Genomic DNA, 11522 nt, shown 5'->3' on the forward strand with positions numbered 1-11522 from the left:
GGGTCGATCAGGGGCGGGATGGTAACGGCGCACCGGCGGATTGCCCTGTGCGCCTGGTCACTTCCCCCGTCAGTTCAGGCGGCTGCGCAATTGCTGCAACAAGGTGGCGGTCTGCTGCATCAGCGCCTGGGAGGCACCGCGCTGACGCGCCAGTTCCATGAAATGTTCAAAGGCGGCGATGGCGGCGGTCAGCTTGCCGGCATGGGCATTCAGCAGGCCGGATTCCCGCCACAGCCCGATATGATCGGGCGCGAACAGCAGCATCACCTCCACCACCTCCAGCGCCTTGGCCGGCTGGTCGGTGGAAAGATGGCGCAGCTTGAGGTTATTTTGCAGCCGTAACAAAACCTCCCGGTTCGATACGGGGGCGTAATGTTCCGGCGAAAGTTCCGCTTCCAGCCCGGCCGTCTGTTTCAGCAGTTCCCGCAGCGTGTGCGGCTCGCAGATGCTGCCGCCTTCGAACGGGTCCAGGATCAGGCGCTGGCCGTCCAGATCCATCCGAATCAGGAAATGGCCGGGGAAGGACAGGCCGCAGATTTCCCAGCCCTGGGATCGGGCCAGATGGATCATCAGGATGCCCAGCGCCACGGGCAGGCCGCGCTTGCGGTCAATCACCCGGATCAGGTTGGCGTTCTGCAAATCCTCATAGGTTTCGCTGTCCCCGGCATAGCCATGCAGATCCACCAGCACGCGGCGGATGGCCGCGATGCGGCCGGCCAGATCGTCGGCTTCACCGGCATCGACGATGGCGGCCAGATCGGCGCACATCTGGGCCAGATGGGCGCGATAGGGGGCAAGGTCGGGAACCGGATGGTCCAGCAGGGCCAGCGACAGGGCTGCCCCGGCAAGGTCGATGGCATTATCCTCAGCGCCGCCGATGCGACGCAGCAGGTCCAGTGCCTCTTGGCGCATGGTCACGGGCGCTTGCACTCCCTCACCGGGCTGCCCTGACGGGCGGGTAAGTCCGGGGCCGGAACGGCCGACAGGTTCCCCATAGCGCAGGCAGGGGCGGGGTGTCGAGACAGAACCGACCGCCCCGCTCCCGCTTCGTCAACAAGGCGGTTCATCGTAACGGGCCGATATCGGCCAATTGAAGATGGGATACGATATCCTTATACAGAAGACAGGAACCGGCGGTGGCGACCGGCATCAGTCAGCAGGAAGGCAATGAAAGAGATTAACGCCGATGTGGGCAAGGGCTCCATCCAGGGGGTGGCATCGCGCGTGCGCCAGACGCCCAAAAGTATTGCCACTCATCACAAGATCATTGATGCGGCGATCCGCTGTTTTCTTGATCTGGGCTATCATCGCACCACCACTTCTGAAATTGCCAAGCTGGCCGGGGTGACGCGCGGCGCGGTACAATATTATTTTCCCACCACGCCGGCGGTGCTGCGGGCCACGGTGGACCATATCACCCAGCAATTCATGGAATATTTCCACGCCCTTGCCTCGGCCCGCCCGCATGAGGGCGGGGAGGGGTTGGACCAGGGGCTGGATGCCCTTTGGCAGGCGGGTCACCACCCGCTCTGGACCGCCTGGAAGGAGTTGGAGGCCGCTGCCCGCACCGATGCGGAACTGGCCGGCGTGATGGGGCCGGCCAAGGCCGAATTCTATCGCCGCTGGGAAGCATTGTCGGTGGAGCTGTATGGCAGCTATCAGCAGAAAGACCCGGTCAAGTTTGAGATGGGCCACCATCTGACCTGGCAGTTCCTGCAAGCCCTGGCCGGCCTGTCGCGCGGTGACGAAGCAGCGGACATCGCCCTGAAGCAGCGGTTGCTGGCAGAGTTCAAGAATCTGATCCGCGGCTATTGGGATATGGGGTGAAAAGGTGGGTGGGCGGGCGGGTGCCGCCCGCCCCCTCATTTCCCGGCCACCTGTTCCATGAAACGGGCCATGGTCAGGTCCAGTTCGGTCACGCCATCGGCGTCATGGGTGGCCAGCGTCACCGCCACCTTGTTGTAAACATTGAACCATTCCGGATGGTGGTCCAGCTTTTCCGCCAGCATTGCCACGCGCGTCATGAAGCCGAAGGCCTGGTTGAAATCCTGGAACCGGTATTCCTTGGCAATGGCCCGCCGTCCCTCCACCGGGGTCCAGCCGGGCAAGCCCGTCAGGGCCTCCGTCACTGCCGGGTCTGCCAGCCGGGCCGGCCGTTGCTGCTGTGCCATTCTTTTCACCCTCTGCATCGCCTATGTTTGGGGGATAGGTGTGCCGTTGGCCCCCGCCGCGTCAAGCCTGATCGTTGCAAATACAACAAATGACCCCGCCCATGTCGTCGCTGCGCCGTTTCACCACCGCCCCCACGCTGGCCGAACTGGAGGCCATTGCCGAGAAGGCCGCCGCCGGCATCCCCGCCGAATTGCGCCAGCATGTGCGCAATGTGCTGATCCGGGTGGAGGATTTCCCCGATGAGGAGACGGCGCAGGAGATGGAGCTGGAAAGCCCGTTCGATCTGCTGGGCCTGTATCGCGGCGTGGGGATGCCCTGGCAAAGCGTCACCCAGCCCCGGCTGGAACCGGACCTGATCTTCCTCTATCGCCGGCCGATTCTGGATTACTGGTGCGAGACGGGGGAGGATCTGACCCATCTGGTCCGCCATGTGCTGATCCATGAGATCGGGCACCATTTCGGCTTCTCCGACGCGGATATGGAAGCGCTGGAAGCTGCCGCCGATCCCGACCAGCATGGTTAAGGCCGGCTGATTTTCGCGCTCCTTTCACCGCCCTGGCTGCCCTGCAACCGGTTGGGTTGCGGGAGGCTGATATTTTTCTTCTTACCTACATGTTAATTTAATTGAACAGGTCATATGCCTTGGCATAATGGTTTATGCAGTCGCGCGGCGCTGGTCCGGCGCCGGCATTCGCCCCATTCCAGCCAGGGAGGATCGCCTTGCCCCCCCGTTCCAAACGTTTTTCCAGGGAAGAGTCCGACGATGCCGCCAGCACGCTGGTCATCCGCAATGTCGTGGTGCTGAACAAACGCACCAGCCTGCGGATGGAACCGGAGATGTGGGATGCGCTGAATGATGTCGCCAGGCGCGAACAAAAGACCCTGCACGATATCTGCACCCAGATTGTCGAACGCAAACCGGGCGGTGCCTCCCTGACGGCGGCGATCCGGGTCTTTCTGGTCAATTATTACCGCATGTCCTCCACGGAGGATGGGCATCGCGGGGCCGGCCACGGCCAGGGCGATCCGGACATCATCACGGCGGCCCTGGCCCCCTTGCGCAGCGAGGAAGAGGTGGTCTGAATACCAAAAGTTGAATATCGGATAGATATAAGGGTCAAGGGGTCAGCGGCTTGGCAAATTCCGGCCACAGGGTCTGCACCAGCGGCCCGTCGGCCGCGAAACTGTGGCAGCTGTTCAGCAAGGGTGGCGGCCGGCGCGGCGGTGGTTCCTGCCCCTGGGCCAGCATGGCCTCGCGCTGTTGTTGTTCAGCCTGTTGCCGCAGGGGGGCGATGGTCTGAAAGGCGGTGGTGGCCACCGGCCCCAGCAGTTCCACCAGATGGGTGCAGCCTTGCACCCCGCCCAGCCGTTCCTTCACCGCCGCCGTCCAGCCGCTGACGATCGCCAGCCCGACCAGTTTTTGATAGGCGGGGGCGATGGCGGGGCAGAGGGGGAAGGGCGTGGCATCGGCCGCCACGGCCACCGCCCGCACGGTCAGGCTGTCGTCCAATGTCAGCCGGATTGACAGATCATGGATGAATTCGCCCGGTTGCTTTTCTGCCCCCGTCAGACCCCGATGGGCATAGGTTCGTTCATCCGTCAGATGCCCTTCCACATCCCATAAGCCATCGGCCCGGCGGTAGCCCTGGCAGGTGATCTTCCTTGTGTGCAGCAAGGTGCGGTCGGCGGGGGGCGGCAGTGGCATGGCAAGCAATCATCGATTCGGTCGGGGGGAACGGCAATACCAAGGGGCATGGGACATGCCCCTTGGAGGCCGGCGACTGCCGGCCCGCCGCACGTGCGGCGTGAGCCAAGGCGGCGGATGCCGCCGCCCGGCAATTGAGGGAACACGTAAATCCCAAGAGCCATGATCCATGGCTCTTGGGATAAGTTTGGGGCCCCCGGCATGTCGGGTCAAGCTACCCTTTACGTATTGGGAATATTCCCGTCGCCAGCCCTGCGGCGGGCGGGTGGCCGCCGTTGAACATCGGCGGTTCGCCGCCGCGCCGTTTCGCGCTACATGAAGGCTGCACTTTGTTGATCTTAATCGCAGCCTTTTCAGGAAAGAACCATGCGCCCCACCGACCGTATCTTTGTTGCCCTGGACATGCCGGACATTGCCGGGGCGCGGGCCATGGCGGCCGACCTGACCGGTCTGGTGGGCGGTGTGAAGCTGGGGCTGGAATTCTTCATGGCCCAGGGGCCGGATGGCATCCGCACGGTGGTGGCCGATGCGGGCCTGCCGCTGTTCCTGGACCTGAAGCTGCATGACATTCCCAACACGGTGGCCGGTGCCGTGCGCTCTGTCGCGCCGCTGGCGCCCTTGTTCCTGACCGTCCATGCCAGCGGCGGCCCGTCCATGCTGCGCGCCGCCGCCGATGCTGCCGCGGATGAGGCGGCGAAGCTGGGGGTGCCGCGCATGAAAATCCTGGCGGTCACCGTGCTGACCAGCCTGGGTGAGGATGATCTGGCCGCCATCGGCCAGCAGGGCCCGGCCCAGGATCAGGTGCGCCGGCTGGCCGCCTTGTCCCAGGCCAGTGGGGTGGATGGTGTCGTCTGCTCCCCGGCAGAGGTGGCGGCCTTGCGCGCCGATCTGCCGGCGGATTTCACCCTGATGGTGCCGGGCATCCGCCCCAGTTGGGCCGCCGTGGGCGACCAGAAGCGGGTGATGGGTCCGGCCCAGGCCGTGGCCGCCGGTGCCGACCGGCTGGTGATCGGCCGCCCCATCACCGCCGATGCCGACCCGCGCGCCGCCGCCCGCCGTATCGCCGAAGAGCTGGGGGCCTGATCCGATGACCGGTCCGATGAAAATTCAGGCGAAGATTTGCGGCATCAACCACCCGGATGCGCTGCGTGCCGCCCTGGATGGCGGGGCGCGCTATATCGGGCTGGTCTTCTTCCCCCGCTCACCGCGCCATGTCGAACTGGCCATTGCGGCCGACCTGGCGCGCATGGTGGGCACCGGCACCCGCACCGTGGGCCTGTTCGTTGATCCCGCCGATGCGCTGTTGGATGAAACCATCGCCCGTGTGCCGCTGGACATGATCCAGTTGCATGGGGAGGAGAATCCGGCCCGCGTTGCCGATATCCGCGCCCGTTATGGCCTGCCGGTGATGAAGGCGCTGAAGGTGGCCGACGAAGCCGATCTGGAAGCGGCATCGGCCTATCTGCCGGTGGTGGACCGGCTGCTGTTTGATGCCAAGCCACCGAAGAATGTGGCCAACATGCTGCCCGGCGGCAATGGCCTGTCGTTTGACTGGCGCCTGCTGGCCGGCCGGCGCTGGGACAAGCCCTGGATGCTGTCCGGCGGGCTGGACCCGGCCAATGTGGCGGAAGCCATCGCCATCACCGGGGCCGACGCGGTGGATGTGTCATCCGGCGTGGAAGAACGGCCGGGCGTGAAAAGCGTGGCCCGCATCCGGGAGTTCCTGGAAGCCGTGGCAGCGGCGGGGCAGGGGGCATGACCGCCGCCCCGCCACCCGGATGCCGCCCCGCTCGTCACGGCCCGCCGGGCCTGTGGCTGCGGGCACGGCGGGTCAGCGATGCCGATGCGATGGCGGCCATGACCGGCCTGCCCTTGCTGCGCCATGGCACCCTGCGCCCGCCCTTTCCCAACCCGGATGCCGTGCGGTCCTGGCTGGAACGGCAGAACCCTGACGATCTGGCCCTGGTGGCGCTGCTGGATGGCGTGCTGGTCGGTTCTGCCGATCTGCTGCGGCAGACGGGAAGGCGACGCCACTGCGCCATCCTGGGCATGAGCGTGCATGATGATTATCAGGGTAAGGGCATCGGGACGGCCCTGCTGGATGCGCTGCTGGATGCGGCTGACCGTTGGCTGGATATCGGCCGGGTGGAACTGACCGTGTTTGCTGATAACGAGCCGGCGTTGCGGCTCTATCGCCGTTTCGGCTTTGTGGAAGAGGGGCTTTATCGGGCCCATGCCTTCCGGGATGGCGCCTATGTGGACGCCATCGCCATGGCCCGCCTGCGCCCTGGCTGGCCGGGTGGGCAGGGGGCTTAAAACCCCGCCCCTGGCCGGGCCAGATAGTCCAGTTCCGCCGGCGTGCTGGCCCGGCCCAGGATGGCGTTGCGGTGGGGGAAGCGGCCGAATTCGGCGATCACCACCAGATGTTTGCAGGCATAATCCAGGTAGGTCGGGCTCAGGGTGCGGCTGGCGAACAGGCGCACGGACTGGCGCTGATCCTCCATCGCCTCGGAATGTTCGAAAGGCAGATAGAGGAAGGCGCGATCATCATCGGGCAATTCCATATCCAGCCCCCGCGCCACCAGATCGCGGGCAATGGTCAGGGCCTGGGCATCGCTGGCAAAGGCGCGCGGGGTGCCGCGAAAGATATTGCGCGGCACCTGATCCAGCAGGATGCAGAGCGCCAGCCCGCCTTCCGCCGTTGCCGCCCAATCCGCCAGTTCCCCCGCCACGGCCTGTTCATGCAGGGGGCCCAGCCGTTCCGCCACCAGCATGTCGAAATCCGGCCCGCCGCCGAACCATTTCGATGGTCCGGCCTGGCGGAACCAGAAATCCAGCACCTGTCCAATCACATCCATGGGCCATCCTCCCTCAGGCAGCGGCGGGCGCCTGCCGGGCCAGCCAGGGGGCCAGTGTGGCACGGGCCGCCGCCTCGTCACCAAACAGCAGATGGATACCCTCTGCGGAAATATCCAGCACGCTGAAGCCGATGGCCCCCAGATCCGGCAGATGCAGGCGGCCCTGGGCGCCCCGCGTCACGCCCTCCACCGGGGCGGTCAGCGCGCCGCCGCTGGACAGGTTGCGCAGGCGGCTGTCCAGCCGGCGGCCGCCGATTTCCAGCTGGGTCGGCATATCCACCGCCACCCGTTCAGCCACGCGGCGATCCACCTCCGACATGGAGGTGCGGACGACGCGGACCAGGGTGGAACGCAGGTCCGTCACGCTTTGCGTCACCTCCGTCACCGTGCCGCGCACCGTGCCGGCGCGGTCGCCGGTGCTGCCGGCCTCGGCGGATACTTCGGTGATCCGGCTGGAGACTTCACGGGCGGCGTCGGCCGCCTGCAGCACATTGCGGCTGATCTCCTGCGTGGCTGCCCCCTGTTCCTCGATGGCGGCGGCAATGGTGCCGGAGATATTGTCCATCTCTTCGATCGTGCGGCCGATCTCCTGTACGGCGGCCACGGCCTGGCTGGTCACGCCATTGATCTCCGTGATCTGGCGGGTGATTTCCTCCGTCGAGCGGCTGGTCTGGGTGGCCAGATTCTTCACCTCTGATGCCACCACGGCAAAGCCTTTGCCGGCATCCCCGGCGCGTGCCGCCTCAATGGTGGCGTTCAGGGCCAGCAGGTTGGTCTGGCTGGCAATATCGCTGATAAGATGGACCACGTCGCCGATGCGGGCCACCGCATCGGACAGGGACAGGATGGTCTGCTGCGTTTCCTGGCCCTTGGTTACGGCATTGCGGCTGACGGCACTGGCATGGGCCACCTGTCCGCTGATCTCCCGGATACTGGCGGACAGTTCCTCGGCGGCCGATGCGACGGTTTCGGCATTGTGCAGGGCCTGCTGGGCGGCGGCGGCGACATTATGGCTGTTCTTGGCCACCCGTTCGGCGGAAACGGCCATGGCGCCGGCATGGACATCCATTTCGCCGGCGCGGGCGGCCACCTGATCCACGGCAGTGCGGGTTTCGCTTTCCACCTTCTGCGCCATGGATTCCAGGGCCCGGCGCTTCAGCAATTCCGCCTCTTCCCGCTGGCGTTCCTGATCGGCGCGCAGGCGCTGGGCTTCCGCACCATGGGCCTTCAGCACCTCGATGGCGCGGGCCATGTCGCCGACCTCATCCTGCTTGGCCAGCCCTGGCACGGCCACCCGGTAATCCTCCTGCGCCAGCAGGGCCAGCGTGCCGGTCAGCGCCTCCAGCGGCCGGACGACGCGGTTCAGCACTGCCCACAGGCCGGCGGCGATGCCGGCGATCCCCAGCCCGATCAGCAGCTTGGCGATCAGGATGGCATTGTCGGCCGATTTTTCCGTCTGCACATACAGCTTGCCGGCATTCTGCACCCCCAGATCAATCAGGCGGGTGATGCTTTCAGAGACGGGGTCGATGGTCTGGTACAGGCGGTTCTTGACGAAATCATCCAAGGCTGCGGCATCCTTGGCCTGCAGAATGCCCAGCAGTTCCGCAACACCGGCATCGGCAGGGCGGAACCGGGCGGCCGCCTGATCGATCAGGGCGCGTTCGCCCGCATCCGTGTGCGGCCGCGCCCGGAACAGTTCCCAGTTGCGGGCAATATCACCCTTGGCCTGGGTGACGCTGGCCAGCCCTTCGGCCCAGGTGAAGTTGCCATTGCGCACCTTGTGAGAGGCATCCACCACGAACACGGCATAGGCATCGGCGATGATCTTCAGTTCCCGCTGTGGCACCACCTGGCCTTCATACAAGGCTTCCGTATCGCCGCGCGCGGCGTTCAGGGCCCGCCAGCCGACCAGCCCATTGGCCAGCAGCAGGCCACCCAAGGCCACCAGAACCGCCATCAATATTATTTTGATCGTCAGCCGCATCATCGTTCCTTGCCTGCCCGTCGCGCCGCTATAGGTGCGTTCGGTATACGAAACGATTAATTATTGCCATTTGCGCAGAAGATCAGGAAGCGATGATTGAAATCGGTTGTTACGAAATTCAGTGGTGAATAAAAATTTCCATAAAGAAATCTACTGCCTATTTAATCACCATTGCCATTTTCTTCCGCATTGCTGCGCAGGGCGAGGCGGCGGGCCAGTTCTGACAGACATTCCTCACGGTTGGGCCGGTAATCCCGCGCCGCCCACCAGCCTTCCAGCCCGGCCAGCAGGATGCCCAGATCGGGACCGGGTGCCACTCCCTGTTCCAGCAGGTCGCGCCCTTTCAGCGGGAAGGGGATGATCACCCAGGTGGCCGCCTCGGCCAATGGTTCCAGCAGCTCCTGCGCGGCCGTGCCCCGGTCGGCGGCGGCCAGCAGCAGCAGATCGCGGTACAGCTCTGGTCCCAGCTTTTGCAAGGCGTGCCGCCGGCTGGTCACCGTCAGATCGGGATGCACATCCACCGTCGGTGCACAGAGTGCCAGCAACTGGTTGCGCTGGTTGTTGGACAGGCGCAGCCGCTCGGCCGTGTCGGCCGCCCCCACGGGGCCGGGGGGCAGCAAGGCGGCCAGATGCGCCATGGCCCCGGCCTCCCCCAGCACCCATTCCAGCCGGTCCAGTGCCTCCAGCCGTTTCAGGCGGGTGGCGGTGGGCAGGGTCTGGGCCACGACACCCGCTTCCAGCATCAGCCGCCAGATCTCCACCGCCCGGTCCAGCCGCAGGATGGCCAGCACCTCCTTGGCGATCCGCTCCCCCGACAGGCCGGGCAGCAGCGGGGCCAGTGTGGCACAGGCGGTAAAGCTGTCGCGGTCCGGCGGTCCCTTGCCGAACCGGCCATAAAAGCGGAAGAAGCGCAGGATGCGCAGCACATCCTCACCAATGCGCTCCCGCGCGTTGCCGATGAAGCGCACCCGCCCGGCCCGCAGGTCGGCCAGCCCGCCAAACGGGTCGAACAGTTCGCCTTCGGGCGTCAGCGACAGGGCATTGATGGTGAAGTCGCGCCGCTGCGCATCCTCCAGCCAGTCCTGGCAGAACATCACCTTGGCATGGCGGCCGTCAGTTTCGACATCCCGGCGCAGGGTGGTGATTTCATAGCTGGCGCGGCCGACCACGGCAGTGATGGTGCCATGGTCGATGCCGGTGGGGATGGTGCGGATGCCTTCCTGCTTCAGGCGGCGCATCACTTCTTCCGGCAGCAGCGGGGTGGCAATGTCAATATCACCCGGCTGCAGGCCCAGAATGGCATCGCGCACACAGCCGCCGATCAGCCGCGCCTCTTCCCCCGACCGCATCAGCACTTCCAGGATGATGCGCGCCCCCTCGCCGGCGGTGGCATGGATGGCCCCCGCCAGATCGCGGCCGGCAGGGCCGGCATGGGGCTGCCCCTCGCTCATGCCGGGCTCACCCTTTCAGCCCGAAAAACTCAAGCTGCCAGCTCATCTCACTGTCGGACATGGGATAGGTGTCGCCGCCCCGCGCATTCAGCACGGAAGCGGGCGGGATATTGGCAATCCGCAATTGGATTTGCCGGCAGAACCGCATGGACAGCTTGGCCCGCCAGCAAAGCGCGGTGACGGCCCGGGCACTTTGCCCGCCAATGATCTTGTCCACCGCCTCCAGCGGTACATTGGCCCGGAGCGACAGGCCGGCCAGCACAAAACCCCGGTCGCCGCGCGTCAGCGCGTCGGCCATGGCGTCTTCGTCCAGCTTGCCGGCGGCGTGCAGCTTGCGGGCCCGGTCCATCGGCCGTTCCTTGGGCGTCTCCGCCGTCAGTTCATCCACCAGCCCCAGCGGTTCCGCCCCGCCCCCGGCACCGGGCCGGGCGTTGGTGCGGGCCAGATCGGCCACGGCCCCGCGCACCGCCTTGACCACCGTGTCCGGCAGGTCGGTGCGGCTTTCCAGCACGCGCACCAGTTGCTGGCTGACAAAGCCGACAATGCGGGCGGCCGCCTTGGGCGGCAGGCTGGGCCGGCGGACCAGCGGCGCGTGCCATGGTTCAAACCGGGGGGCCATGTCGATGATGCGGTCCAGCGTCTCTTCCCGGATCTGGGCTGACTGGTTGGACAGCAAGGCGGCGACGGCCGCCTCACTCTCCGTCCGCGCCACGGCGGCGGAGACATTGCCCGACAGGCCGGCCCGCTCGGCAATGGCGACCAGCTTGCCGTCCATCGGCTGGCCGGCAATGATATCCAGCAGGTCATCATCGGTCAGGATGGGCGAATGGCGCAGCACCGGCCCGCTGACCGACAATTCCAGATCGCGCGCCAGTTGCTGGATGATATGGGCCGGGGCGCCCGCTTGATCCTTCAACGCGTCGGCCACCACGCGGCGCACGGCGGTGGCCTGATCGCGGGCCAGCGTCTCCACAATATCCAGGGTCATCCGCTCAATCTGGCCCACCCGGTCGGCGGGCAGCGAGGGCACCAAGGCGGCGATCTTGGCGGCCAGCCCGCTGCGCACCTGTTCATCGGGATCATGGGAGAGCAGTAGGTCGGCCTGACGCGGGGTGGCGTTGTTGCGGGCGATTTCCCGCCGCACCTCCGCACTGGTGTCATTGGCCAGGAAGAACAGGATTTCCGGCTGGGTATCGGCCCGGCTGGCCAGCAGGCGGCGATCGCCGGCATCCTGGCTGGCAGCCAGACGCTTGGCGGTATCGTAATCAAGACCTTCCGTCTTCTTGTTCATTTACCCGACCATCCCAGGCCGGTCCCAGCCGGCCGACCCACTGAAAGCAACGGTGTCT

The 11522-nt window shown here is 65.9% G+C and carries 13 protein-coding genes; 6 read left to right on the top strand and 7 right to left on the bottom strand.

Going from position 1 to position 11522, the window contains the following annotated elements:
* Nucleotides 1–69 precede the first annotated feature (69 nt).
* Entirely contained in the window at nt 70–912 is an 843-nt protein-coding gene (locus tag PCJ49_RS19950) for a transglutaminase-like domain-containing protein (protein WP_269912573.1), read from the bottom strand.
* A gap of 255 nt (nt 913–1167) precedes the next feature.
* Between PCJ49_RS19950 and PCJ49_RS19955 the strand changes: the two genes are divergently transcribed.
* Complete coding sequence (locus PCJ49_RS19955; protein WP_269912478.1) at nt 1168–1827, top strand: TetR/AcrR family transcriptional regulator; 660 nt, start codon at nt 1168–1170, stop codon at nt 1825–1827.
* Nucleotides 1828–1862: 35 nt separating this feature from the next.
* Here PCJ49_RS19955 and PCJ49_RS19960 read toward each other — a convergent pair whose 3' ends face one another.
* Nucleotides 1863–2171 carry a 4a-hydroxytetrahydrobiopterin dehydratase gene (locus PCJ49_RS19960; protein ID WP_089288626.1) on the bottom strand — a complete coding sequence of 103 codons (309 nt, stop codon included), beginning with the start codon at nt 2169–2171 and terminating at the stop codon, nt 1863–1865.
* 101 nt (nt 2172–2272) lie between these two features.
* Between PCJ49_RS19960 and PCJ49_RS19965 the strand changes: the two genes are divergently transcribed.
* Nucleotides 2273–2695 (top strand): metallopeptidase family protein, encoded by a 423-nt coding sequence (locus PCJ49_RS19965; RefSeq protein WP_089288673.1) that lies wholly within the window; start codon nt 2273–2275, stop codon nt 2693–2695.
* Between the two features lie 197 nt (nt 2696–2892).
* The gene (locus PCJ49_RS19970; RefSeq protein WP_269912479.1) at nt 2893–3255 is read left to right on the top strand and encodes a ribbon-helix-helix domain-containing protein; all 363 of its coding nucleotides are present in this window, start codon (nt 2893–2895) and stop codon (nt 3253–3255) included.
* 34 nt (nt 3256–3289) lie between these two features.
* Here the strand turns inward: PCJ49_RS19970 and PCJ49_RS19975 are convergent, their stop codons facing one another.
* Nucleotides 3290–3877, bottom strand: a complete 588-nt coding sequence (locus PCJ49_RS19975; protein WP_269912480.1) for a DUF2889 domain-containing protein — start codon at nt 3875–3877, stop codon at nt 3290–3292.
* A 366-nt stretch (nt 3878–4243) separates the two neighbouring features.
* Here PCJ49_RS19975 and pyrF point away from each other — a divergent pair, with 366 nt between their 5' ends.
* Genes pyrF through PCJ49_RS19990 form a run of 3 tightly spaced genes read left to right on the top strand, consistent with a single transcriptional unit; the run spans nt 4244 to nt 6193 of the window.
* Nucleotides 4244–4960 carry an orotidine-5'-phosphate decarboxylase gene (gene pyrF, locus PCJ49_RS19980; protein ID WP_269912481.1) on the top strand — a complete coding sequence of 239 codons (717 nt, stop codon included), beginning with the start codon at nt 4244–4246 and terminating at the stop codon, nt 4958–4960.
* A 16-nt stretch (nt 4961–4976) separates the two neighbouring features.
* Complete coding sequence (locus PCJ49_RS19985; RefSeq protein WP_269912574.1) at nt 4977–5636, top strand: phosphoribosylanthranilate isomerase; 660 nt, start codon at nt 4977–4979, stop codon at nt 5634–5636.
* Nucleotides 5633–6193 carry a GNAT family N-acetyltransferase gene (locus PCJ49_RS19990; protein WP_269912482.1) on the top strand — a complete coding sequence of 187 codons (561 nt, stop codon included), beginning with the start codon at nt 5633–5635 and terminating at the stop codon, nt 6191–6193. The genes PCJ49_RS19985 and PCJ49_RS19990 overlap by 4 nt, the downstream gene beginning before the upstream one ends.
* Here PCJ49_RS19990 and PCJ49_RS19995 read toward each other — a convergent pair.
* From PCJ49_RS19995 to PCJ49_RS20010, 4 genes are all read right to left on the bottom strand, one after another.
* Entirely contained in the window at nt 6190–6735 is a 546-nt protein-coding gene (locus PCJ49_RS19995) for a DUF924 family protein (protein WP_269912483.1), read from the bottom strand. The two genes, PCJ49_RS19990 and PCJ49_RS19995, sit on opposite strands and share 4 nt — an antisense overlap.
* A gap of 13 nt (nt 6736–6748) precedes the next feature.
* Nucleotides 6749–8725: a methyl-accepting chemotaxis protein gene (locus PCJ49_RS20000; protein WP_269912484.1), complete on the bottom strand. Its 1977-nt coding sequence runs from the start codon at nt 8723–8725 to the stop codon at nt 6749–6751.
* A gap of 158 nt (nt 8726–8883) precedes the next feature.
* Nucleotides 8884–10173: a CCA tRNA nucleotidyltransferase gene (locus tag PCJ49_RS20005; protein ID WP_269912485.1), complete on the bottom strand. Its 1290-nt coding sequence runs from the start codon at nt 10171–10173 to the stop codon at nt 8884–8886.
* Between the two features lie 7 nt (nt 10174–10180).
* The gene (locus PCJ49_RS20010) at nt 10181–11464 is read right to left on the bottom strand and encodes a DUF2336 domain-containing protein (protein ID WP_269912486.1); all 1284 of its coding nucleotides are present in this window, start codon (nt 11462–11464) and stop codon (nt 10181–10183) included.
* Nucleotides 11465–11522: the final 58 nt, after the last annotated feature.

This window comes from Niveispirillum sp. BGYR6 (assembly GCF_027568365.1).
Classification (GTDB): Bacteria; Pseudomonadota; Alphaproteobacteria; order Azospirillales; family Azospirillaceae; genus Niveispirillum.

Bases quoted from the DNA above. Each gene is read 5' to 3' on its own strand.
- PCJ49_RS19950 (WP_269912573.1), bottom strand. From the start codon at position 912: ATGCGCCAAGAGGCACTGGACCTGCTGCGTCGCATCGGCGGCGCTGAG.
- PCJ49_RS19955 (WP_269912478.1), top strand. From the start codon at position 1,168: ATGAAAGAGATTAACGCCGATGTGGGCAAGGGCTCCATCCAGGGGGTG.
- PCJ49_RS19960 (WP_089288626.1), bottom strand. From the start codon at position 2,171: ATGGCACAGCAGCAACGGCCGGCCCGGCTGGCAGACCCGGCAGTGACG.
- PCJ49_RS19965 (WP_089288673.1), top strand. From the start codon at position 2,273: ATGTCGTCGCTGCGCCGTTTCACCACCGCCCCCACGCTGGCCGAACTG.
- PCJ49_RS19975 (WP_269912480.1), bottom strand. From the start codon at position 3,877: ATGCCACTGCCGCCCCCCGCCGACCGCACCTTGCTGCACACAAGGAAG.
- pyrF (WP_269912481.1), top strand. From the start codon at position 4,244: ATGCGCCCCACCGACCGTATCTTTGTTGCCCTGGACATGCCGGACATT.
- PCJ49_RS19985 (WP_269912574.1), top strand. From the start codon at position 4,977: ATGAAAATTCAGGCGAAGATTTGCGGCATCAACCACCCGGATGCGCTG.
- PCJ49_RS19990 (WP_269912482.1), top strand. From the start codon at position 5,633: ATGACCGCCGCCCCGCCACCCGGATGCCGCCCCGCTCGTCACGGCCCG.
- PCJ49_RS19995 (WP_269912483.1), bottom strand. From the start codon at position 6,735: ATGGATGTGATTGGACAGGTGCTGGATTTCTGGTTCCGCCAGGCCGGA.
- PCJ49_RS20000 (WP_269912484.1), bottom strand. From the start codon at position 8,725: ATGATGCGGCTGACGATCAAAATAATATTGATGGCGGTTCTGGTGGCC.
- PCJ49_RS20005 (WP_269912485.1), bottom strand. From the start codon at position 10,173: ATGAGCGAGGGGCAGCCCCATGCCGGCCCTGCCGGCCGCGATCTGGCG.
- PCJ49_RS20010 (WP_269912486.1), bottom strand. From the start codon at position 11,464: ATGAACAAGAAGACGGAAGGTCTTGATTACGATACCGCCAAGCGTCTG.